The organism is Methylobacter sp. Wu8 (assembly GCF_036440755.1).
GTDB classification, from domain to species: Bacteria; Pseudomonadota; Gammaproteobacteria; order Methylococcales; family Methylomonadaceae; genus Methylobacter_A; species Methylobacter_A tundripaludum_A.
Genome location: NZ_JAZGVT010000043.1, coordinates 25,972 through 49,750, shown reverse-complemented (window position 1 = coordinate 49,750; position 23,779 = coordinate 25,972). Strand labels below are relative to the sequence as shown.

24 protein-coding genes are annotated in these 23,779 nt (G+C 50.4%); 4 read left to right on the top strand and 20 right to left on the bottom strand.

The window, feature by feature from the left end:
* Positions 1–133: 133 nt before the first annotated feature.
* Positions 134–2,179 carry a TonB-dependent receptor gene (locus V3O24_RS03830; RefSeq protein ID WP_331306278.1) on the bottom strand — a complete coding sequence of 682 codons (2,046 nt, stop codon included), beginning with the start codon at positions 2,177–2,179 and terminating at the stop codon, positions 134–136.
* A 114-nt stretch (positions 2,180–2,293) separates the two neighbouring features.
* Positions 2,294–2,806 carry a transcriptional repressor gene (locus V3O24_RS03825; protein ID WP_104424726.1) on the bottom strand — a complete coding sequence of 171 codons (513 nt, stop codon included), beginning with the start codon at positions 2,804–2,806 and terminating at the stop codon, positions 2,294–2,296.
* 419 nt (positions 2,807–3,225) lie between these two features.
* On the opposite strand from V3O24_RS03825, the gene nhaD reads away from it, so the two are divergent.
* Positions 3,226–4,650 carry a sodium:proton antiporter NhaD gene (gene nhaD / locus V3O24_RS03820; protein WP_331306277.1) on the top strand — a complete coding sequence of 475 codons (1,425 nt, stop codon included), beginning with the start codon at positions 3,226–3,228 and terminating at the stop codon, positions 4,648–4,650.
* A gap of 118 nt (positions 4,651–4,768) precedes the next feature.
* Here the strand turns inward: nhaD and V3O24_RS03815 are convergent, their stop codons facing one another.
* Positions 4,769–6,238, bottom strand: coding sequence for a DUF1254 domain-containing protein (locus V3O24_RS03815; protein WP_331306276.1), 1,470 nt, complete (start codon positions 6,236–6,238; stop codon positions 4,769–4,771).
* Between the two features lie 10 nt (positions 6,239–6,248).
* On the bottom strand, positions 6,249–7,685 hold the full coding sequence (locus V3O24_RS03810; RefSeq protein WP_331306275.1) for a hypothetical protein: 1,437 nt from the start codon (positions 7,683–7,685) through the stop codon (positions 6,249–6,251).
* Positions 7,686–7,986: 301 nt separating this feature from the next.
* Between V3O24_RS03810 and V3O24_RS03805 the strand changes: the two genes are divergently transcribed.
* Both V3O24_RS03805 and V3O24_RS03800 read left to right on the top strand, forming a co-directional pair.
* Positions 7,987–9,615, top strand: coding sequence for a copper resistance system multicopper oxidase (locus V3O24_RS03805; protein ID WP_331306274.1), 1,629 nt, complete (start codon positions 7,987–7,989; stop codon positions 9,613–9,615).
* Positions 9,608–10,282, top strand: coding sequence for a copper resistance protein B (locus V3O24_RS03800; RefSeq protein WP_331306273.1), 675 nt, complete (start codon positions 9,608–9,610; stop codon positions 10,280–10,282). Before V3O24_RS03805 ends, V3O24_RS03800 begins: the two co-directional genes overlap by 8 nt.
* An 11-nt stretch (positions 10,283–10,293) precedes the next feature.
* On the opposite strand, the gene V3O24_RS03795 is transcribed toward V3O24_RS03800, so the two are convergent.
* Together V3O24_RS03795 and V3O24_RS03790 are read right to left on the bottom strand one after the other, a co-directional pair.
* Positions 10,294–11,004 (bottom strand): SprT family zinc-dependent metalloprotease, encoded by a 711-nt coding sequence (locus V3O24_RS03795; RefSeq protein ID WP_308555386.1) that lies wholly within the window; start codon positions 11,002–11,004, stop codon positions 10,294–10,296.
* Positions 11,005–11,091: 87 nt separating this feature from the next.
* Positions 11,092–11,487: a group II truncated hemoglobin gene (locus tag V3O24_RS03790; protein ID WP_104424731.1), complete on the bottom strand. Its 396-nt coding sequence runs from the start codon at positions 11,485–11,487 to the stop codon at positions 11,092–11,094.
* A 139-nt stretch (positions 11,488–11,626) separates the two neighbouring features.
* Here V3O24_RS03790 and V3O24_RS03785 point away from each other — a divergent pair, with 139 nt between their 5' ends.
* Positions 11,627–12,295, top strand: coding sequence for a Bax inhibitor-1/YccA family protein (locus tag V3O24_RS03785; protein ID WP_104424732.1), 669 nt, complete (start codon positions 11,627–11,629; stop codon positions 12,293–12,295).
* Between the two features lie 75 nt (positions 12,296–12,370).
* Here the strand turns inward: V3O24_RS03785 and V3O24_RS03780 are convergent, their stop codons facing one another.
* From V3O24_RS03780 to fliN, 14 genes are all read right to left on the bottom strand, one after another.
* Complete coding sequence (locus tag V3O24_RS03780) at positions 12,371–12,790, bottom strand: DUF2802 domain-containing protein (protein WP_104424733.1); 420 nt, start codon at positions 12,788–12,790, stop codon at positions 12,371–12,373.
* Positions 12,790–12,954, bottom strand: a complete 165-nt coding sequence (locus V3O24_RS03775; protein ID WP_181049917.1) for a hypothetical protein — start codon at positions 12,952–12,954, stop codon at positions 12,790–12,792. The genes V3O24_RS03780 and V3O24_RS03775 overlap by 1 nt, the downstream gene beginning before the upstream one ends.
* 76 nt (positions 12,955–13,030) lie before the next feature.
* The gene (gene motD / locus V3O24_RS03770; RefSeq protein WP_104424734.1) at positions 13,031–13,882 is read right to left on the bottom strand and encodes a flagellar motor protein MotD; all 852 of its coding nucleotides are present in this window, start codon (positions 13,880–13,882) and stop codon (positions 13,031–13,033) included.
* 3 nt (positions 13,883–13,885) lie between these two features.
* Positions 13,886–14,641 (bottom strand): flagellar motor protein, encoded by a 756-nt coding sequence (locus V3O24_RS03765; protein ID WP_104424735.1) that lies wholly within the window; start codon positions 14,639–14,641, stop codon positions 13,886–13,888.
* A gap of 31 nt (positions 14,642–14,672) precedes the next feature.
* Positions 14,673–15,401, bottom strand: a complete 729-nt coding sequence (locus V3O24_RS03760) for an RNA polymerase sigma factor FliA (protein WP_104424736.1) — start codon at positions 15,399–15,401, stop codon at positions 14,673–14,675.
* A complete protein-coding gene (locus tag V3O24_RS03755; RefSeq protein ID WP_104424803.1) occupies positions 15,398–16,231 on the bottom strand; it encodes a MinD/ParA family protein in 834 nt (277 codons plus the stop codon). Before V3O24_RS03755 ends, V3O24_RS03760 begins: the two co-directional genes overlap by 4 nt.
* A 31-nt stretch (positions 16,232–16,262) precedes the next feature.
* Positions 16,263–17,828 carry a flagellar biosynthesis protein FlhF gene (gene flhF / locus V3O24_RS03750; protein ID WP_331306272.1) on the bottom strand — a complete coding sequence of 522 codons (1,566 nt, stop codon included), beginning with the start codon at positions 17,826–17,828 and terminating at the stop codon, positions 16,263–16,265.
* Between the two features lie 16 nt (positions 17,829–17,844).
* Positions 17,845–19,944 carry a flagellar biosynthesis protein FlhA gene (flhA, locus tag V3O24_RS03745; protein WP_331306271.1) on the bottom strand — a complete coding sequence of 700 codons (2,100 nt, stop codon included), beginning with the start codon at positions 19,942–19,944 and terminating at the stop codon, positions 17,845–17,847.
* 6 nt (positions 19,945–19,950) lie between these two features.
* Positions 19,951–21,081: a flagellar biosynthesis protein FlhB gene (gene flhB / locus V3O24_RS03740; RefSeq protein WP_104424739.1), complete on the bottom strand. Its 1,131-nt coding sequence runs from the start codon at positions 21,079–21,081 to the stop codon at positions 19,951–19,953.
* Positions 21,082–21,084: 3 nt separating this feature from the next.
* Positions 21,085–21,858 carry a flagellar biosynthetic protein FliR gene (gene fliR / locus V3O24_RS03735; RefSeq protein WP_331306270.1) on the bottom strand — a complete coding sequence of 258 codons (774 nt, stop codon included), beginning with the start codon at positions 21,856–21,858 and terminating at the stop codon, positions 21,085–21,087.
* Between the two features lie 3 nt (positions 21,859–21,861).
* Positions 21,862–22,131 (bottom strand): flagellar biosynthesis protein FliQ, encoded by a 270-nt coding sequence (gene fliQ, locus V3O24_RS03730; RefSeq protein ID WP_104424741.1) that lies wholly within the window; start codon positions 22,129–22,131, stop codon positions 21,862–21,864.
* Positions 22,132–22,165: 34 nt separating this feature from the next.
* A complete protein-coding gene (fliP, locus tag V3O24_RS03725; RefSeq protein WP_104424742.1) occupies positions 22,166–22,924 on the bottom strand; it encodes a flagellar type III secretion system pore protein FliP in 759 nt (252 codons plus the stop codon).
* Positions 22,917–23,375, bottom strand: coding sequence for a flagellar biosynthetic protein FliO (fliO, locus tag V3O24_RS03720; RefSeq protein WP_331306269.1), 459 nt, complete (start codon positions 23,373–23,375; stop codon positions 22,917–22,919). The genes fliP and fliO overlap by 8 nt, the downstream gene beginning before the upstream one ends.
* On the bottom strand, positions 23,375–23,755 hold the full coding sequence (gene fliN, locus V3O24_RS03715; RefSeq protein ID WP_104424744.1) for a flagellar motor switch protein FliN: 381 nt from the start codon (positions 23,753–23,755) through the stop codon (positions 23,375–23,377). The genes fliO and fliN overlap by 1 nt, the downstream gene beginning before the upstream one ends.
* Positions 23,756–23,779: the final 24 nt, after the last annotated feature.

The window sequence follows — 23,779 nt, the reverse complement described above, 5'->3', positions numbered from 1 at the left end:
GTTGGTTGATTTTGCTCGAGCAACGCTAAATAGCCGGCCCGCTTTATTAATAGCGATACCGTATAAGGCGCGGCCCAAGTATTCTTTTTGTGCTCAGGAATTACGCTGGCTTGATGGATTCTCGACATTTTCATCAGTAACTCACCCTAATGCCTATCTCGGCGCTGCGGCCCGGTTCCGGGGCGAAATTACGCAGATACGATGTCGAATTGCGGATGTTCTCGTTCAGCATGTTCTTGCCTTTTGCAAACAGCAGCATTTCGGAACCGCCAAAACTCGCCAAGCGGTATTGCGCACCCAAATCCAGCAACAGATAGCCGGGGGTGTTGGAGTCATGTTCGCCCACATGATTTTGCGCTTCGCCACGGGTTAACCGGGCATTGGTTGACCAATCGTTTTTCTCGTAGCTCAGTTGCAGCCCATAGCGCAGCGGCGGCATTCGGGGCACGTTGCCGCCCTGCTCAAAGGTGCCTCGGGTATAGTCGCCGAACAAAGTCAGATCGACCGCGCCGTAACGGTTTTCCATCAGCGGAAACACGGTTTTGGCTTCAAAGCCTTTGAAGGTGGCTGCGGCCTGCCGGCTTTCCAATACCGGAATACAGGTTCCAGAGCAAACATCCTCAAATGCTTCGGCGTCTTCGTTAAACAACGAGCCGGTTCGTTGCTGATAAATGTAGTCGTTGACCCAATTGTGGAAAAGATTCAGCTCCGCTGCCATCCAATCGGCATTGTAGCGATAGCCCAGATCCAGGTTATTGGACAACTCCTTATTGAGGCCGGCGTTACCCAATTCATAGCTGTGCGTGGCCTCATGAACGCCGTTGGAAAACAATTCCTGTATCTGCGGCGCGCGTTGCGAATGGGTGAATGCCAGACTAACCTGGTGCCGGTCGGTGATGTCCCACAATGCGGAAGCCGAGCCGCTGAGCGGTTTATAAGTCAGGCTGTTGCCGTTTTCCGGCGTTATGGTTTGCCATTCGCCGCGCGCGCCCAGCTCATAGGTCACATCGCCGATTTTGAACGATTCGACGTCAAACAAGCCGTAGGAATTAAGGTCGGTACGCGGCACCAGGGCTTCTGCGCCGATCGCGGAAAACTGGCTGTTGACCGACTGAAAACCCATCACGCCGTTTAATAAACCGATGGGCTTATGTTCAAGCTCCACGCGGCTTTCGTAGGATTTGTTCAAGAAAGTCGTGGCCGGGGTGCCGTTGTCCATTTCGACATGCTTGTAGTCGGTATAGCCGAATTTCATCCGCAGCTTTTCCGCCAGCGCGAACGGCCGGTTGAGCTGGCCTTTAAAATCGTACTTGGTTTGATTCAGATCAATAGTCACCGGCGCGCCGCCGCTGCCGTCCGGCGGGATGCCGTAGTTTTTCTCCAGGCTGTTGATCGAAACGCCGACTAAGCCCGCATCGCCGATTTTAGAGATGCCGACCGAGCCGCCGCGCGATCTCGCCTTTGAATTGTCAATCAGGCCGTTGGGATTGTTCACAATATTCAGACTGGAATCGATAGAGCGGGCGGCATCCTCGTCTATCGCAGAGCCGCCGATATGGGTGTTGCTCTGATCGCGGTAAAAACCGTCGACATGATAGGCCACGCCGCTTTTTCCGCCTTCCAGCTTGACGGCGCTGGAGGTCTCGTTGGTTGCCGAATCATAGCGCTGCTCGCCGGCGCCGCCGAGCAGCTTGTCCGGCACCTGCTCGGGAATCCGATTGTCGATCACGTTGACCACGCCGCCGATGGCGCCGTTCCCGTACAACAGCGTCGACGGCCCGCGCAACACTTCAATCCGTTCCGCCAGAATCGGTTCCACGCCGTTGGCATGATCCGGGCTTAATGACGAGACATCATTATTGCCCAGGCTGTTCTGCATGACCCGTACCCGAGGCCCCGATTGCCCGCGGATGACCGGCGAACCAACACCCGCGCCGAACGACTGGCTGGTAATGCCGAGTTCATTCTTCAGCGTGTCGCCGATGGTTGTCCCCGTTTTCATCCGCAACTGGTCGCCGGTCAGCACCGTTACCGGCTTGGCCGATTTGGCGGTGGACTGCTTGATGCCGGTACTGATAACGACGATGTCCTCCAGTTTGTGGGCGTCATTATCAGCCGCATGGGCATTGGTTGCTATCGCACTTGTCGATAAGAAAATAACAGTGAGTTTTTTATTCATGGTTTTTATTTATTGTTTAAAAATGTGAGGCATGGACTTGGCTCAAGACGCAGCTATATAATGTTATAACGTAACACCCGGTAAGCCTTCCTGCCTGCCAAAAAAATAACGGTATCAGTTTTGATCGCCCATCGTTTCCGCGCATTGTGCGCAAACGCCATGAATTTCGATGGCTTTGCTATGAACGATAAAGTCGGCCTGCTTGATTTCTTCCGACAGCGCCTGCATGACTTCCGGGGCCGGCCGCTCTTCCACTTCCTGGCAGTTATTGCAGATCAGCAATAACTGCTCATGCTGATGAGCGGAGCAATTGCAGCCGACAAATGCGTTGAGGCTCTCGACCCGGTGGATCAAGCCCTGCTCGATTAGAAAATCCAGCGCGCGGTAAATCGTCGCGGGCTTTGCCGCATCCATCAACGGTTTGATCCGATCCAGCAGCTCGTAAGCCTTAACGGCCTTGTGACTTTCCCAGATCAGTTCCAGCACTTGCTGGCGTATCGGCGTCAATTGCACGCCGCGCACCACACATAACTGAGCGGCTGTGCCCAATGCCTCGCTGACGCATTTTTTATGATCGTGTCCTAAAGGATGGGAATGGTTGTGGCTCGCTTCGGCTGATGTATTCATTGGGAAAAACCGTTTACTTGAAAACGAATGTTATATTATAACATTCGCTGGAGCTTTGCAATCACCTTCCCCACTTGGGCAACAGATACTCCACAGCCAGTCTCATCAACCTTCGCTCCTCTCCCAGTAAATACTTTCACCCATGCCCCTGCTATTTCAAATATAATAATTCCATTAAATTGGTCTAGATTTCCTCCCCAACTAATCTTCTATATTCTTGTGAGTCGCCTATGCAATTTGAAGTGTTTTTATCCATTTTTATCTTAATGATGATTGCCTTAAATGACGCATTCTTGCCCATCAAAACGCAGACACTGTTAAACGTATCAAGTGGACATGGCTACACTATGCGTAAAACTTCTCGACTATTTAAGTTATATAGCCCCCTGTTACTCGTCCTGTTTTTCCCTTCTGTATCAATGGCTGCCGAAGAAGCGCCCGGTGCCAGACCGATAGATTTGACCCAGCACTGGGCGGGCTATACGGCCCTGATAGTGTTCGCGATTGCCTATATTCTCGCGATGACCGAGGAGGTGACTGAGTTAAAAAAATCGAAGCCGATGGTGTTTGCGGCAAGCCTGATCTGGATCTTTATTGCCGCCATTTATGCCAGCGGCGGGATGAGCGAACAAGTCGGGGTTGCATTCCGCACGACTCTTGAAAGTTACGGCGAGCTGTTTTTGTTCATCATGGTGTCGATGACTTACTTGAATGCAATGGAAGACCGGGGCATATTCGACAGCCTGCGGGTCTGGCTGCTGAGCAAGAATTTCAGCTATCGGCAATTATTCTGGATTACCGGCTTTCAGGCGTTCTTTATCTCGTCCGGCTGCAACAACCTCACTACCGCCTTGCTGATGGGTTCGGTTATTTTGGCTATGGGTAAAGAATGCCCGCGCTTTGTCACTTTGTCCTGCATCAATGTCGTGGTCGCCTCGAATGCGGGCGGCTCCTTCAGCCCCTTTGGCGACATCACCACATTATTGGTATGGCAAAAAGGCGTAGTGCCTTTCGCCGACTTCTTTTCCCTGCTGATTCCGGCCATCGTCAACTTTGCAATACCCGCAGCAATCATGCATTTCTTTATTCCGCAACAAAGACCCGCTGCGGTAATGGAAGCCCAAGACATGAAACGGGGCGGCTGGATAATCATCTTCTTGTTCGTATTGACCATCATTACCTCGGCTTGCTTCGAAAACTTCCTGGGCCTGCCTCCCGCTGCCGGAATGATGATGGGCCTGACCTATTTGAAATTTTTCAGTTATTACCTGCAAAAAACCCGCGACTCCCATTCAATATTGATTCCAGTCGATTTGACCGATGTCAAAATCGATCATTTTGCGCCGATGAAATATATGAACAATCCGCAAGCCGAGGTAAATCAACAGCTGGCCAAAGAACTGCCTTTCGATATTTTCCAGAAAGTCGCTAACCTGGAATGGGACACCTTGCTGTTTTTTTACGGTGTCATGGTGGGTGTCGGCGGCTTGAGCTTCATCGGTTATATGGAAATGGCATCCTTTCATCTTTACGGCAGCATCGAGCCCACTATAGCCAATATTATGGTCGGTATCGCCTCAGCGTTCGTGGATAACGGCACCATCATGCTGTCCGTACTGACCATGGCGCCTGATATTTCTGAAGGCCAATGGCTGCTGGTAACATTGACCACCGGCGTGGGCGGCAGCATGTTGGCTGTTGGTTCCGCCGCGGGAGTCGGCTTAATGGGACAGGCTAAAGGGATTTATACCTTCACCAGCCATTTGAAATGGACGCCGGTCATCGTGCTGGGTTACTTCGGCAGTATCGCCATGCACTTTCTGATTAACGGCAGGTATTTTTAGGATTAGCTGTTTATGCCGGTTCCAAAGCCCCTATGCTTGGGAACCGGCAAAACCATGCCACGCACACGCTTCGCTATTGACACCGGCTACACACCTTACGGTCTGCCCGACATTGGCTCTACTGAGCAGTATCGTTGCGCACAATCTTCGGTGGCGCCCAGGATTGCGTGACGCTTATCGCCGGTTCAGGAACATACACCCGGAGAAACAAAAAGAACGTGTCATCATCGGTTCCGCTAGGCGATTGTAGCCAATAGCTTCCTTCTGGAAGTTCCTCCGGCTGCTCGCTTTGAATCAGAATAGTCATACCTCCCAACGAATCCCGGCCTTGATACTCAGGATAATAACTATTGATGCTGTAACTGCTGGAGCCGGGAATAAGATTGTAGGTGGAGTTGTACATCGTGACCGACCAAAAACCATGCTTTGTTGCATCAAACGGCGGAAATTCTCCCGCCTTGAAAGTCAAGGTATAGCTGGACTGTCCAGTCAGCGTTATATTTTCATTGTCGGTAAAAACATTGATGTAAACCGCCTCAGCCGGGTCATTAGCGCAAATGCCGGCCAATGATTGTAGCGCAGCTCGGGTGATAAAATCGCTGTGCTGCCCCGCCCGCCCGATGTCGGTCGGCGGATATGTCCAGCCATTGACCGTTTTCCCCCGGCCTTTGGTCATCTTTTGGAGCATCGACAAACCATCCTTGGCAGCGCGCTGAAGTCCGGCGCGTGTCGCATTGGACTGGTCATCCAGGCTCTGGTTGGGGCCTATACCTATGGTCGCAAACAGTTTGAGCATCTGCTCCTGGTTAATACCGGGCGGCAATCCGGGCGGATTTTCTGTCATTGCCTTGTTCATCGTTTTCCATGCGCCGGCGGTGTTATTGTAATCAACCCCATAGGGCGCCATTACCTTCGTTGGCTGTGGCGATGGGGGGTTAGGCCAATCGGACAGCGGTGTCAAAAGATATTGCTCCTGTATGGCACAGGCTTTGTCCAAATCCTCCTGTGTGGTGTTGTTGACGCCGGTTCGTCCCATCAGCAGAATGCCCGCCGTGCGTGAACGCGGCAGGACATCGAATACACCTTCCGGCGCCTGACCGTTCCAGCCGGGACCTGCGATCAAAAAATTGCCGGCCTGTACACCCGTGGAACGGGTACCCACATAGGCAAAATTGTCTGCGTCCATACACACCATTTCGATGCAATAAAAACGATCTGTAACCATCGGCACAGAAATCACAATAGGATCCTGTGCCACATCCAGCCATGCCGTTGAATACAGCGTATCGCAATTGGGACAGCCACCCGTTTGACTAGCCGGGCTTGCAAGTTTGCTTACATGGTGAAACGAGTTGATCGGTGCATATAGATCCGGCAAACCCTTTTCTTCGCTCAGCTTTTTGCCGCCGAGGCTGGCCCACAGCCAGCGCAATTGGGTATTGTAAATCCACGGGAAGCCATATATATAGGCTTGTATACCAAGCGAATAAGCATATTCCTCTTCCCAGTCACTGCTTTGGGGCAATGTCCTTTGCGGCAAATCAAGGCAAAAATTGCTCTCGTCCTCGGTTTTTGAATAGTCAGTCATTGTTAACTCCTTATTTAGCGGGATATTTGCAATCCGTACTGCCGTCATGCCAAGGCGTGATGCCATAGCCGTTTAGCGCAATTTCGCAAAGCGCCTTGTTGCGATCGCCCGCATCGGCCTGCTTTAACGCATTGCCGACCATTTGAACAATTTTTTGGGTTTCATGCAGTTTTGGGTAGCCGGGTCTGGGCGTCGCGGCTCTTTGTTGCGGGTGGCTTGCAAAGTACTTGCTTGCCTTGACCCAGTCCTGAATTTCAAGATAGCTAAAAGCCAGTGTTTTTACTGATCGCAGGGGCAATTTCTTGTGTCCGGTCTCAGGATAATGCTTCTCCATGTGGTTGATCGTGCCGCATGAGTCAGGGAACCAGACGGAATAGTCGGTACCGGGTGTCATCTTCTCCGGTACCGGCTGTTTCCTGTCCCAGCCCTCGGTAATGAAGGCGGGGTTTGTGCAGTGATCGTGGGACAATCGATCCGCCATCACATGCAGGTAGATGCCCAGACTTTTGGCTGTGCCGTGAATTTTGGCCGCGTAGTCGGGATCGTAAACGCAGACTTCCGCAGTATTGTCGCTGTCGATGTCGGTACAAGTGCCGGCATTGGTGGGGGATATTTTTTGCCAGGCGACCTTGAAGGTGTTTTCGCCTCTGCATTTGTCGCAATCGATGAAAACATAGGGGATAGAGACAAAAATCGTTTTCTTGTCATCTTCGGTAAAACAGGCCGACAAAGGATTGTTCTGGTCTTTCATCAACCCAAAATCGCACAGGGTCTGCCGTCTTCCGAAGGCCCATACGCGCAGGTGGTTGATCAATGCTTCGCTATTGGCGTAGGGCGATGTTTGCCCGTGCCGCAGGTAGGCCTTGTCATAGGTCAAAGACGTGCTGAGTGCATGACCTTCGGTGCGCAGCCAAGGCACGAAATGATAGGAATAGCCGCCTGTTTGGGTATTTAAGCGGGTAATTCCCTGTAAATTGTCGGTTTTCCGAGCCGTCATCGCCTTGCCATACTGATCGGTATTCACATAGCCCCCCACCAGATCGGTGGCCTCAGAATAGGCTGCGGTATCGAAAGCATCGTCGAAGCTCAGTCCCAGCATTCTGGAAAACAAAAAAAGCGAGTCAAAATGCAAGGTGTTTCTGGCATGCAGGCCTTTTTCTATCGTGGCCTTGAGGTATCTTCCCGTGCCTTTTACCACACAACCTGCCGGTGCGTTTTCCGGCTTGGGGCTGTCGGTGCATTGGACATTCCAACAATTAAATGCATACGGGATAACATCCCCCGATTTCGCCTGCGGATCGACATAATGAAAGCAGATGTCTTCGGAAAAGGCATGAGCCGCGCTTGGCGCAAAGACGCTTGCAACAATAAGGGCGCTTGCGCCAATAAAGCTTAGCCAACTCGAGCTTGGAATATTCAGGTGACTTGAACGGGAATTATGAAACATATACTGGTCTGTGATAGGTGGTTCGGGCCGTAATTAAGAGGCGGACTAGATCGCTGAGTCGCCGCATTATCACATACTCAACCATCATGGCCTACATTTATGTCTAACTTACCGAATGTTCTGCAACATATTACGCATTCGATACCCGCAACTGAAGCCGGTCTAACTGTCGACCCTAAAAACTGAAGCTGAAGTCTAACGCTTATCCATTTGGTAAGCACCTACGCGGGCTGCGGGGTATAATCCAACATCAATGTTTAAGCCTGGCTTCCCTATCCGCAATAAACTGCATGTAAACACTATGGCAAAACTCAAATATCCGCTCCTTTTGAAAGTTGCCGTGATCGGCTTCTTAAACAGCTGGCATTGTGCGTCTGCCGACACTTACCATCTCCAGATTGATGAAAAATCCGTCAATTTGATCGGCCTACCGCAACAGGCGGTCGTTGCCGGCGACAGCTTGCCGGCGCCGACCTTGCATTGGCGGGAAGGCGAACAGGTGACTTTGCAGGTCACCAATAACTTGAAAGAACAGACTTCAATCCACTGGCACGGCATCGTGTTGCCGTATCAAATGGACGGCGTGCCGGGCATCAGTTTCGGCGGCATTGCGCCCGGCCAGACCTTTACCTATCGATTTCAAGTCAAGCAAAGCGGCACTTACTGGTATCACGGACATTCCGGGTTTCAGGAACAACAGGGGCTCTTCGGCGCCATCGTCATCGACCCCAAGCATGACCATCAACCTGCCGATAGAGATTATGTGGTGATGCTTTCCGATTGGCCCGAAGCCGACCCGCACCGCACCTTGTCGCGACTGAAAATGCAGAGCGATTATTACAACTTTCAAAAACGTACCGTCGGCGACTTTTTTACCGACATCCAACGATTGGGATTTTCGGACACCGCCGCCGACCGGCTGGCCTGGGGACAAATGCGGATGGAGCCAACCGATCTGGCCGATGTGACCGGCGCGACTTATCATTTTTTGATCAACGGCCGGACGCCGGACAGGCATAAAACGTATCTGTTCCGGCCCGGCGAAAAGCTGCGCCTGCGTTTTATCAATGCCTCGGCGATGACCCATTTCGATCTGCGCATACCGGGTTTAAAAATGCGAGTGATCGCCGCAGACGGTCAAGCGGTATCGCCAATCGAGGTCGAGGAGTTCCGCATTGCGGTTGCCGAAACTTACGACGTAATAGTCGAGCCGCAAAGCGAGCAGGCTTACAGTATTTTCGCCGAAGCGTTGGATCGCAGCGGTTATGCCCATGCTTCGCTGACGCCGCGCGAGGATTTGACGGCGGCGGTTCCGCCGTTACGCCCGTTGAAACTATTGACGCTGGCCGAGATGGGCGGCGCGCACGGCGGCCACGGCTCGCATCAAGGCCATGACCAGCCGGCGGCCGACAACCCGCAACCGACGCATGATCCACATGCCGGGCATCTGTCACATCAAGCGATGCCTGAAACTGAAACGCCCGCCGCATCTTACCCGATCTTAAACTATCGGCATTTAAAATCCGCAATACCTGAGCATGGACTGATGGGAGCGCCGGACCGGGAAATCACGTTGCGTTTGACCGGCAACATGAACCGCTACATCTGGTCGTTCGACGATGTTAAATATTCCGACGCCGAACCGATCCGAGTCAAACTGGGCGAGCGGATTCGTTTTCATTACGTCAACGAAACCATGATGAACCATCCGATTCACATCCACGGCCTTTGGCAATACCTGGATAACGGCAACGGCATGTACAACCCGAAGAAACATGTGGTCAACGTCAAGCCCGGCGAAACGGTGAGCGTCGATGTGCCGGCCGACGCCGAGGGCGAATGGGCGTTTCATTGTCATTTGCTGTATCACATGGATACCGGCATGTTCCGTAAACTGATCGTCGAGAAAGCGGAGTCCGGTCATGAATAAAGTCTGGTTATGCCTGCTGTGGGTATTCTGGCAGAGCCAAGCTTACGCGCACGGCGATGACGAAATTTTCAGTCATTTCAAGGCCGAGCGCCTGGAATACGAGGGCAACCAGGATCTGCACCTGTTCAAATGGGACGTGCAGCACTGGATCGGTAACGACGACCACAAGCTGTGGCTGAAAACCGAGGGCGACTATTCCGGCGACCAGGATATTTTCGGCCGCGCCGATTTGCAAATGCTGTACAGCCGCAATGTCGATACCTTTTGGGATTTCCAGATCGGCGCGCGGCGGGCGTTCGAACCTGAACGGACGTTTGACGCAGTGATCGGCTTTCAAGGTTTGGCGCCGTACTTCATCGAGGTTGACAGCGCCATGTTTATAACCGATACCGGCAATGTATTGGGCCGCTTGAGTTTGGGCTACGAACTGTTGTTGACGCAGCGCCTGATTCTTGCACCGAGATTTGAGGTCAATGTCGCGGCATCGGATTTGGAAATTCGCGGCGTAAAGGCGGGCGTGACCGAACTTGAAGCCGGCATGCGCTTACGTTACGAGATCGAGCGTGAGTTCGCGCCGTATATCGGTTTCGATTATGTCGAGGAAGAATCGCTGCGCGAACATCATCACAGTTTGCGCGGCGTGGTGGGAATGAGGATTTGGTATTAACGCCCCGCTCATCACAAGCCCATCATCAAACTGCCGCCATGCTTTTTCAGCCAATGCCTGCGGCTTTGGTAGTCCGGCAAATGTTCGGCAACCAAGGCCCAGAAATGGGCGGAATGGTTCCTGACTTTGATATGGCAAAGCTCGTGGACCACGACGTATTCCAATACTTCGGGCGGAGCTATGATTAACAGCCAATTGATGTTGATGTCGTTATGAATGCCGCAACTGCCCCACCGGCTTTTTTGGGTCTTGATTTTAATGGTCTGCGGAAATAGCTGCTTTCTTTCCGCATGACGGTTTACCAGCTGCTCCACCTGGATTTTCGATTCCTTTTTCATCCAGCGGATAAGCGCATCCTTTATCTCGGCGCTGTGGTCTTGAATCATCAAGGCGTCGGGAACGTGGGCAATAAATTCCCGGCTAAATTCTATTTTTATCCTTTTTAATTTTGTCGGCCGCACCGCCAATTTATACGATTCCCCCTGATAAGGAATGTCGGCGCCATGCCCGTAAACAGTGGGCGCTAAGGTTTTATGTTGATGAGTTTTAGCTGCGATTTTATCCATCGCCTGGACTATCCACTGCTGCTTGGACTGAACGAATTGATGAATTTTATGTTCGGCAACTTTTACCGGTGCGACGACTTCGACTTTGCCGGGCGTCACGATGATGCGCGTCTGCGTGGCCCGCTGACTACGCCGGATTTGATAAGAGAATGGCAAGTTAGAAATGACGGCTCTCTATGTGACTGAGGTAAGAAATAGTATTTGCTCTGATATAAACAACGTTGGTTTATTGTGTCACGCGCCCTATTCATCCTGATTAATCATGTGCGTCGCCAGCTGCTGCAATGCCTGGCGTACATTTTCCCTGAAATTCGCATCCATGGGCATTTCATCTAAGGCTTTATTCATGCACAACATCCATTGGTCTCTTGCCGACTCGTCAATCGCAAAGGGGAAATGCCGCTGCCGTAACCTTGGATGTCCGAATTCCTGCACAAACAAGTCGGGACCGCCCAGCCAGCCCGACAAAAACTTGAACAGCTTGGTGCGCGCGCCCGACAAATCCGCCGCATGCATGGCGCGAATACCGGCGGCTTCGGGCAAAGCGTCCATAAAGAAATAAAACCGGTCCACCAGGCCAAGTATCGCGGCCTCACCGCCTATCGCTTGATAAGGCGTTATTTGTCTATTTTCTGTCATAATCCGTCGTTGTGAAAAATCATTTTGTCAGTAATATGCTATTCTACTAAATATTCTTACCGATACGGGCAAACTCTTGTAAGATTTAAAGGTCCGTATCTTTTTTGTTAACCGTTTATTTTTTAGGAGTCCATATAAAATGAGACTAAATACCGCCATTCCTCGCTCGGAAGCTAGTGTTCTGGCTACCAATAAAGTATTGAGAAACACTTACCTGTTGTTGTCGATGACATTGCTTTTCAGCGCGATGACGGCAGGCGCTGCAATGGTCCTGAATCTGCCGCATTTTGGCCCGATCATTACGCTGGTTGGTTATTTCGGCCTGCTGTTCTTGACGACCAAATTCAGCAACAGCAGCTTGGGACTGGTTTTTGTTTTTGCTTTGACCGGTTTTATGGGGTTAACGCTGGGCCCTATTTTATCCATGTACGTTGCCGCATTCAGTAACGGTCACGAACTGATTATGACCGCATTAGGCGGCACTGGCGTGATATTCCTGGGACTTTCCGGCTACGCCTTAACAACGCGCAAAGATTTCAGCTTTATGGGCGGCTTCCTGATGGTCGGCGTTCTGGTGGCGTTTCTGGCGGGTCTTGGTGCGATGTTTTTCGCTATCCCGGCTTTATCGCTGGCTGTATCGGCCATGTTTATTCTGCTGATGTCCGGCATGATCCTATTCCAAACCAGTGAAATCATCCACGGCGGCGAAACCAACTACATTTTGGCGACTGTTTCGTTATACGTGTCTATCTACAACCTGTTCCTGAGCTTGTTGCAGTTGCTGGGCGTATTCAGCGGCGAAGACTAAAATAGTTATTTTGCCTATCCCACATAAAAAAGCCCGGCTAACTTGGTTCGCCGGGCTTTTTTATGTGCTGTCTTTTCACGGCTTGGTTTTAGAACCATGCAAACGGATCAATAAAGCCGCTTCATCATGGCTTAATCCCGAATTTTGCATCAATTCGTCGACACTGGCCCCGCTTCTTACTTTGCGGATGTCTCCGCTGTAGGGGTGAGAGGACTGGTCATGTTGCCCGACTTCCGCAATCTTTGCCGCCAGATCGTCGAGATGTTCGTCCGCAACGGCTATTTTGCTGTCCACTGTGGCTATTCGGCTGTCCACGGTCAAAGCAGCGGAACACAAACCCGCAATATCATTGGTGTTGCCGTGGACAATATCATTAAGAACGTGATAGTCGTGCTTGAGTTTCAGCAGGGTACGCGCCAGCCAGAAAAGCGCAACCAGCATGATCGCAATCGCCGCGCCCTCAACGATAAGGGCAATCATCAAAAGATTATTCATTAAACAATCTCGTCAATATGTTGCATGGGTTCTGCATCATCCAGTTCTTCCACTTCTTGTTTTTTTCTACGCGGCTGTTGTTTCTCAGGGTAACTATCATCCCTTTTAATCTTGTGGGACTTTACGACGGATAAAGAGGGTAATACCGGTTGTATTTCTAGCATATCGGCCTCCCGTAACTGACATTGCGTGAATCGTAATATTAGCAGGCTTTTTACTTTATTGTTAAGACATTCAGTATCATGGCTGAACGGTAGTCTCCACTGTCGGCGCCAAATTCAATAACTTGGCGCGCTCTTCATCGTTAGCGCCATAACGGGCAAAAGCTTGAGCCATTAACACCAAAACTACCCGCCTGTTTTTAAATCGCCCTTCCTCTGTCTTGTTATCGCCAATAGGATGAAATTCTCCATAACCGATTGCCGACAAACGGGGAGGAACAATTCCCTCCTTAACCAACTCATGCACAACGCTGGTCGCACGGGCCGATGACAAATCCCAGTTCGACCTGAACTTCAGGTTATCGATAGGAACATTATCGGTATGACCTTCAATATTAACCATATTGGGTAATGGATTAATCACCTCGGCAATCTTCTTCAGCACGGGTATCGCTTTTTTGGATAATTCCGCCTCACCGCTCAAGAATAACATTTCGCTATTCATTTCCAACTCTATCCAATAGTCGTGCTTCTTGACTGAAACCAGCTTTTCATCGATAAAGGGCGTTAAAACCTGCTCGAATTGATCGGACACCTGGCTCAACTGCTGTCTTTCTTTTAGAATTTCATCACTCAGCTCCCGTCTTTTTTCAACGTCTGCCGTCGCAGGGTTTTCCAATGGAATGGGATCTATCGTCGTCGGCAAAGTCCCTATCTGAATAGGATCGATCTCATCGCCCTGCTGCCCGTTATTCGAGAATGCATGGCCTAATGAATCGGACAGCGTTTTATATTTCCCTTCATTGACCGAAGAGATTGCGTACATGACCACAAAAAACGCAAACAGCAAGGTGATGAAATCTGCATATGACACCATCCAGCGGTCATGATTATTAGTGTTCTCTCTATGTCTCTTCCTGCGCCTAGTCATAGCCTAGTCTTTATAGGCGCCATTCAGATAGCCGCCCAGTTTCAACTTGATGTTCCTGGGATTTTCGCCTTCTGCAATGGAAATAATACCCTCTGCCAACATTTCCTTGGCTTGGGTCAATGCAAATACATGGCTTTTTAATTTGTTGGCGATCGGCAAAAAAACAAGATTGGCCGAACCCACGCCATAGATTGTCGCGACAAAAGCCGTGGCTATTCCTTCCCCTAAAAGCTCCGGGTTGGTCAAGTTCTGCATCACATGGATTAAGCCCATCACCGCGCCGAGAATACCGATGGTCGGCGCATAGCCGCCCATCGCCTCGTACAATCCTACCGCCTGTAAGGCTGTGCTTTCCTTGGCGTCTATATCCAGATCCAATATGTTGCGGATGGCGTCGGACTCATTTCCATCAACCAGCAACTGCAAACTTTTTTTTATAAACGGGTCCTTCTCATCGGGTATCGCATTTTCAAGACCTAACAAGCCTTCCTTGCGCGCCAGATGACTCCAGTAAATGACCTTGTCAATTTGCGCCGACAGATCGACTTGTTTTGAGATTAACACCCACGACAGCATCTTGACGCTTCTGACAAAAACAGCCGGTGGAAATTGCAACAGCGTCGCCCCCAATGTGCCGCCAAACACAATGATAAGCGCGGGCACGTTCACCAACGAATCGATGTCGCCGCCATCCAGTATGATTCCCAACAGAATTGCGCCGACACCGACCAAGATGCCGGCAATACTTAAAATATCCATTTTTAGTTTTCAGATGAGCGACTGAAGACCATTAATCGCTTGTCCATTCGGACATTCTTGAACGCAGCCTCAGTACGGCCTGGGTGCTGATTTGGCTGACTCTGGATTCGCTAATATTCAAAACTTCGCCGATTTCGCGCAAATTAAGTTCTTCATCATAATACAACGATATAACCAGACGCTCACGTTCGGGCAAACTTGCGATCGCGTTTGCCAACGCCTGCTCAAAACCTTCACGGCTTAAAGCGTCCGCGAGACCTTCTTCATGATCCACGGCTTCATCGAGATAATGGTCTCCATCTTGCGCCAATTCTTCGACGCTGAACACGCGGCAGCTGCTTGAATCCTGGAGTATGCGGTTATATTCATCGATGGCTATGCCTAAATGCTCAGCCACGTCGGCGTCTCTGGCCTCGCGGCCGGTGCTGTTCTCGATGGTGCGTATGGCCTCCGAAACCATGCGTGATTTTTTATGCACGGAACGAGGCGTCCAGTCGCTGCGCCTGACCTCATCCAGCATAGCACCCCGAATACGGATACCGGCATAGGTGTCAAAACTGGCTCCCTGCGAAACATCATAATTCTTGATGGCTTCCAGCAAGCCGAGCATCCCGGCCTGAATCAAGTCATCGACTTGGACCGAATCAGGCAGTCTGCTCAATAAGTGGTAGGCAATGCGCTTGACTAACGGTGCATGCTGCATGACACGTTCATCCGTGCCTCCAGCTTGCACCGCTGTGTACATTGCCACACCGCTCATGCGACATCCTTTTGGGAACCGTATTGAATCATTCTCTCAATAAAAAACTCAATGTAACCGCCCGCCTGGGATTTCAGCGGCCAGCTGTCAATTCTTGCGGCTATCGTTTTCAGCGCAAGCGCGGCCTTGCTTCTGGGAAAGCCCATTACTACGGGCATTTGTTTTTGAACGGCCTTACGCAAATATTCGTCGTAAGGCACCGCACCGGCAAACTTCAGCGTAACATCGAGATAACGATCGGTTACTTTGCTTAATTTTTGAAATAACGCATGCCCTTGCTGAACGCTTTGAACCATATTGGTTATCACATGAAAATGGGACAAACCGTAATCCCGGTTAAGCAGTTTAATGAACGCATAAGCATCGGTTAACGACGTCGGTTCATCGCAGACAACCACGATAATTTCCTGGCAGGCGCGGGCAAAATTGACCACGCTTGCCGATATACCGGCCGCGGTATCGACAATCAATACGTCGATATTTTGATCGATTTCGCTAAACGCATGAATCACTGAGGCTTGTTCGATTGTGGTCAGCTCAGACATTTTCTGAATGCCCGAAGCGCCGGGGATCACTCTCAAACCTGCCGGCCCTTCCATCATGATTTCATTTAATGTTTTCTCGCCTGACAGCACATGGGAAAGGTTGAACTGGGGGTACACGCCTAACAGAATATCAACATTAGCCAAACCCATGTCGGCATCCATTAACACTACATTCTGCCCCATTTGAGACAGCGCTATACCGACGTTAACCGATAGATTTGTTTTGCCCACTCCACCTTTGCCGCTGGTGACTGCGATGACTCGGACAGGTTTTATTTTATTCATTTTTCTTATTCCGGCTGCTTGGTCAGGTGGATTATGCATAGCCTTGCGCCACCCAAGCTTCGTTATTTTCATCGTTATAATCGCTTTCCTCATCCAGCTCAGCCGCACATTGCGCGACTAAAGTCCGGGCACAAGGGCTGTGCATATCTTCAGGCACTTGCTGGCCGTCGGCAATAAACGACAACGGCAGGTTATTCTCTATTATTGAAGAAACCGCCGAGCCAATCGTTGCCGCTTCGTCAAGTTTAGTCAAAATACTGGCTTGCGGCTCAAAAACCTCGAAGGCTTTGATAATTTCATTCATAGCTTTGTATTCAGTCGCAGCCGACATCACCAGATAAGATCTAATAGGTTGTCCGCTTTGTTGCAAGGTATTAATCTGCTCGGCCAGCTTCATATTGCGTTGGCTCATACCGGCAGTATCGATCAAAATAAGACGTTTGTCTGCAAAACCATCGATAAGATTGCGTAACTCCGCAGCGCTGGACGCCACCCGAACCGGAACGTCAAGTATACGTCCATAGGTGCTCAATTGCTCATGAGCGCCGATACGGTAGTTATCGGTGGTTATCAATGCAACCTGTCTTGGTCCGTGTTTCAAAATGAACTTGGCGGCCAGTTTGGCGATCGTTGTGGTTTTTCCGACGCCGGTAGGCCCTACCAGCGCGGCAATACCGCCGTGCTGAAGCAAGTCGTCGTCAGCCACCGGCAATACTTTAGCCAGCAGCTCTTGAGCTTGGCTAAAAACCAGTTCGGCGTCGGTGTGGTTGGCAAAGCGATTGGCGATTTTGACACTCAATTTTCTCGAAATACTCATGCCGGCCAAACGCTGTAGCAAATCAGCCCTGACCGGGTTGGCTTGAGACATGGCGGCCCAGCTGACGTTGGACAATTTGGAATCCATCGCGGATCTTAAAGATTTCAGTTCCTTGCTCATTTCCATTAACAAGTTATCCGCCAGAGTGTTCTGTTTTTCGGTTGCTTCCGCTACAGAAGACACGCGAGAGGCCTGAGCCGCAGCCTTGGCAGGTTGAATAGGCCTTTCTTTTGCAACAGGCGCAACCGGTTTGGAGACTCTTGCTGTTTCAGAGGCGCCGCGTAGATGTACTTTTTCCGCATAACCCACATATTCGTCAATATTCCGGCGGCCACTAGCAATGCTGGAAGTATTGGAGTCGGCAAGGAATCGATTCGCCCGGTTGCTATGGAGGGATGAAGTTTCGTGATCGCTAGAGAATCGTTGTTGCTGCCGCACCGGAGCGCGCTCGGGCACGAATCCTTCCGCGCTTTGTTTTCTTTGACTGCTTAACACATGCAAATGATTTTTTTCCGTTTCAAAATCAGGCAAATCGAGTTTTCTAGTTTCATGACTGGAAGCATCGCGATACGACCGAGCAGGAGCAGGAGGCTGTTGCTCTGCGGCCTGTTTTTGCAACTTGCTCTGAATCAGTTGCTCATCAAAGTCTCGCGCTGCAACGATCTCAACACCGCCGTCGACAGACTTGTTTGACATGATGACTGCATCCGCGCCCAGCTCCTCTTTTACCATTCGCATGGCTTGGCGTATATCCGCTGCAAAAAAACGTTTAATCTTCATAATTTAGCCCCATGTGCTATGTTCGTCGTCCGACTGTTGAAACTACTTTGATCTGCCGATCCGCCGGTATTTCATTGTATGCCAAGACATGTAATCCGGGAATGGAGTGGCGAACGAACCGGGATAACCACGGACGGATATATGAAGAAACCAGCAACACCGCCGTCTGTCCCTCCATTTCCATTTTTTGCATACTTTCCTGCAAGGACGTATGCATTTGTTCTGCTAACCCCGGCTCGATCCCAACACCGCTTTCACCTGCCGTTTGCAGAGATTTATGCAACAACTGTTCCAACTCGTGATCCAATGTAATAACCGGCAATTCATCCTGCATCCCACTGATTTCATGAATAATTAGCCGGCCTAATGCCGCGCGTACCGCCGACGTCAAGATGTCGGGATCTTGACTTCTAAGCCCGTACTCCGCCAAAGTTTCGACTATGCTGCGCATATCCCTAATGGGCACATGCTCTTGTAGCAGGTTTTGCAATACCTTGACCACCACACCCAGCGGTAATGTTTTCGGCACCAGATCCTCTACCAGCTTGGGGGCTGACTTAGCCAGATTGTCGAGTATTTTATGTGCCTCTTCGTAACCGAACAACTCATGAGCATGCGACTGCAAAAGATGACTCAAATGGGTCGCCACCACTGTTCCGGGATCAACCACCGTATAACCCAGGGTTTGCGCATGATCTTTCTGGTTGGGTTCTATCCACACCGCATCCAGGCCAAAAGCCGGATCCCGACACTCCCTGCCTTTTAAGGTGCCGAAAACACGCCCCGGATTAATCGCCATTTCCATGTCCGGCATGATTTCGGCTTCACCTACGGTCACGCCCATCAGAGAAATCCTGTAGGCTGTCGGACTCAAGTCAAGGTTGTCGCGAATATGCACCGACGGAATTAAAAAACCCAATTCCTGGGACAGTTTTTTCCTTACGCCTTTGATACGGACCATCAGTTGCCCGCCCTGATTCTTGTCCACCAACGGAATCAGCCGATAACCCACTTCCAGGCCGACCACATCAACCGGCATTACATCATCCCAGCCCAGTTCCTTGGTTTCAGGGGGAGGCAGGTTCTGAGTCATCTCCTGAGGATAATCAAGAGTAACCAATTCAGCGTCTTTCTGTTTCTTTTCAATTAAATAGGCGGCGCCGGCTAAAGCCCCAGCCAGCAAGATAAAAACCAAATTAGGCATGCCCGGAATAATACCCAACGCGCCGACCACTGCCGCGGTCACCGTCAAAGCCTTGGGATTCGCAAATAGCTGCGCGGTAACTTGCTGACCGATATTCTCACCGGTGCTGCCGACCTTGGTCACAACCAAAGCCGATGCCACCGACAATAACAAGGAAGGGATTTGAGCGACTAAACCGTCACCGATAGACAGTAAGACATAAATTTTTCCAGCCTCGGCAAAACTCAAATCGTGTTGAAGCACGCCGATGGCCAAACCGCCGATCATATTGACAAATAAAATAATAATCCCGGCAATCGCATCGCCCCGGACAAATTTGCTCGCACCGTCCATAGAACCGTAGAAATCCGCTTCGGTCGCCACTTCGGCGCGCCGCTCGCGGGCTTCGTCCTGAGTCAGCAACCCGGCATTCAAATCCGCATCAATAGCCATTTGCTTGCCCGGCATCGCATCCAGCGTAAACCGAGCCCCGACTTCCGCAATCCGCCCGGCGCCTTTGGTAACGACCATGAAATTGATGATTACGAGGATCGCAAAAACCACCAGACCCACGGCAAAGTTGCCGCCGATAACAAAAGCGCCGAAAGCCTCAATCACCTTACCGGCCGCGTCGCCGCCCTTATGCCCTTCCATCAATACGACACGCGTCGAAGCCACGTTCAACGCCAGGCGCAATATCGTTGCCAGCAGAATAACGGTTGGAAATGATGCAAACTCCAGCGGTTTAAGCGTATAAACAACAACCAACAGGATGATTAACGAAAAGGCGATATTAAAGGTAAAAAACAGATCGAGCACAAACGCCGGCAACGGAATTATCAACATCGACAAAACCATCACGATAACTAATGGGGCGCCCAACTCAGCCTTACCCAATACCCCCAATGCTGCTTTTAATTTAGTAAAATCCATACCCTGTTAATCCCGTTTAAATTCGTCAGGCACGTTAATGTCTTCCGGCGGCAATGGTGCTCTCCAGTCATTTTTCTGCGCCGCTTTTAACTGATAAACGTAGGCGAGTATTTGAGCTACCGCCAAATAAAGCCCCTGCGGTATCTCTCTGTCCAGCTCGGTTGAATAATACAAGGCTCGGGCTAAAGGCGGCGACGCCACCAACGGCACATCGGCGCCTATAGCGACATTACGGATTTGCGCGGCTATCAAATCAACACCTTTGGCAACCAGCTTCGGCGCACTATTGGAACTTTGGTCATACTTTAAGGCCACCGCATAATGGCTGGGATTGGTCACAATAACATCGGCTTTCGGCACCTCCGCCATCATCCGGTTTTGCGCCATATCCATTTGCATTCTGCGCTGCCGTCCCTTCACCTCGGGACTGCCCTCGGATTCTTTATGCTCATCCTTGATTTCCTGCAAGGTCATTTTCAGTTTCTTATTGTGATCCCACAACTGATAAGGCACATCAACCATCGCAATCACGACCAACGAGGCGCTGAGCAGTAAAAAACACATGCCGATGATATTTAGCGCATGGCCGACCGATTGTTCCAGCGGCTCGGCATCCAAGCCAAGCAACTCGGTTATATAGGACCTGTACAAAGCAACCGCGACGCCAAAAACCAATAAAATCTTCAACATCGCTTTCAGCATCTCTATCTGTCCCCGCATCGCAAACAGCCGGGGTATGCCCTTAATGGGATCCATTTTGCCGAACTTCGGTGAAACCGCATCCCAGCTAAATAGCCACCCGCCCATCGATATGGGGGCAATAATGGCGACAACAATCATTAGCGCAAAAAACGGCGCAAACATCACGACGCCGTCAATCATCGTTTGTTTAAAATGCACAATGATTGTGGCCGGATCGAAAATACTTGCACGACTCAATTGAAACTCCGTCCGCATCATTGCCAACAGTTCATGGCCGATTTTCTCTCCCTGCATAAGCAATAATGAGGCGCTTACTATCATCATCGCAAAGGTATTAAGCTCCCTGGAGCGGGCAATCTGACCTTTTTTCTTGGCGTCTTCTAAACGCTTACCGGTGGGTTCTTCGGTTTTATCTTCATCAGAATCTTCAGCCACAACTTACAACCTCAACAACTGCCCGATCAACTCGTAGGCATCCGTTAACATTCCGGAAAACTGATCCAGCACATCAGGCAACGTTTTCCAAACCAACAGCAATCCCAGCATCAACGTCACCGGGAAGCCTACCGAAAAAATTTGTAATTGCGGAGCCGCTCTGGCCGCAACCCCAAAAATGACATTAACCAACAACAGGCTGGCGACGATAGGCATGGACAACAACAACCCGCCGGAGAACATCTGGCTGCTCCAAACGATAATTGACCAAATACCGGTCGCATTGATACCCTCGACGCTAATGGGCAAAGTTTTAAAACTGTCCAGCAGCATTTGTATCAACACCAAGTGTCCGTTCAAACTGATAAAAATTAACGTGGCGGTGACGGTGTAAAGTTGCGCAACTACCGGCACCTGTTGTCCGCTTTGCGGGTCGACCATCATCGAAAAGCCCAGGCCCATGCTTAATGCTATGCCTTGACCGGCAAAAACGACCGCCGCAAAAGCCAGCTGTAAAATAAAACCGCTGGTTAATCCGATCATGACCTGGGCAATAGCCATCATCAATCCGGTGTAACTGAACATTTCGACAGTCGGCAAAGGCGGAAGCAACGGTATGACGACCAGTGTTATCGCCACCGAAAGCACCAGCCTGACCCGGGCCGGCACGGACTGAATGCTAAACAACGGCACGGACACAAACATCGCACTGATGCGCATTAACGGCCAGATAAATGACGCCGTTTGACCGAGAATCAGCTCTTCGGTGAAGTTCAATGTTTAACCAATCAAATGTGGAATGTCCCTGATCAATTCTTGAAAATAATCAAGGAACATTTGCAGCATCGACGGCCCCATCAGCATCAAAACTATCGCTATAACGATTAACTTGGGTACAAACGTCAGCGTCGACTCATTAATCTGGGTGGCCGCCTGAAACATCGCGATAATCAGGCCTACTGCCAAAGATGGAATCAACACCGGCGCAGTCAGCTTGACCGCAACAATCATCGCTTCCTGCCCAACCATATAAACAGTTTCCGGCGCCATAAACTACCTCGAATGGGCGGCCAGCCGGCCGTCCCTACACAACATAAAAACTCGCCGCCAGCATTTCCATGATCAAAGACCAGCCATCAGCAAGAACAAACAACATGATTTTAAACGGCAGGGAAATAACCATCGGCGACAACATCATCATACCCATGGACATCAGTACGCTGGCGACCACCAGATCGATGATCAAAAAAGGCAGGAAAATCAGAAAACCTATCTGGAATGCCGTTTTCAATTCACTGGTTACAAAAGCCGGCAGCAATAACGAAAACGGCACATTTTCGGCTGACTGCAACTCATCATTGCCGGAAATCCTGATAAATAATTCCAGATCGGCCTCTCGGGTCTGTTTCAGCATAAATTGCCGAAATGGCTCTGAAGCCTTTTCCATGGCGACAGTCACGTCAATTTTCTCTTCAAGATAAGGCTGGACGGCTTCTGCATTCACCTTGTCAAGGACCGGCATCATGATGAAAATAGTCAAAAACATGGACAAGCCTAACAACACCTGATTGCTCGGCGCCTGCCCGGTTCCTAGAGCTGTTCGCAGCAAACTCAGCACAATCATGATCCGGGTAAACGAGGTCATGGTCAACAACAGCGCCGGCAACACCGTTAACAGGGTCATTAACGCCAGAATCTGGATTGTTACCGTATAGGTCTGTGCGCCTTGCTTGCCTGTAGTCACGGTGACCGCTTCAATCCCTGCGGCGGCGAAAGCGGGGGTTTCGATAAACAGAAAAGCAATGCCTATAAGCAGCAAGCGAAATAAAATGTTTTTAGCCATCAGACCGTCCTTTCATGGCTTGCATCAATTTTTGCGCAAATCCGTTGTCTATGCCGGCAGACGGCGATGCCTCCTGCATTCCGGCAGAGGTGTTCAGGCAATCGTCGCCCTCCAGCACATGCAAGGCGTCTATGCGCCCCGGCGTCACGCCTAAAACGAGCTGTTTCTTTCCAATCTGGAGCAAAATAACTCTTTCCCGTACACCCAACGACAGGCTGCCGATAATACGCATTTTTCCCGCGCCGTAGGCGGTAATCCCGCTTAACTTGCGCATACTCCAAACACAAAGAAAAAAAATGCCTAAAACTATCAGCAGGCCAATCCCCCAATGGAGCATGTCCCCGGAAGAAATTGTCCTGACGGTTTGCTTCGGTACATCAGCGCCCGGTGCGGCAAAGCTGGGAGAAAACCACAAGAACAACAACCAAGCGACGCACTTTTTTCCAGGCATCAGGCTAATCTTTTAACCCGTTCCGACGGGCTTATAACATCGGTTAAGCGAATACCGAATTTATCATTGATCACCACCACTTCACCGTGCGCAATCAGAGTGCCGTTTACCAACACATCAAGCGGCTCCCCGGCGAAACGCTCCAATTCAACCACAGAGCCTTGATTTAACTGCAAAAGATTCCTGATGTTAATCTGGGTCCGGCCTATTTCCATCGAAATCGTAACCGGAACGTCCAAAATCACATCCAGGTTAACTTCATCACTTGAGACCGAGGACGATCTTTTATCTTCAAACTGGTTATTAAATTCCTGAAATGCGGCGGCCTCAAAATCATCAACCGTTTCCCCATCATCAGGTGCATTTGGATATTCGCTCATCTTATTTCCCAATTTAATATTGTT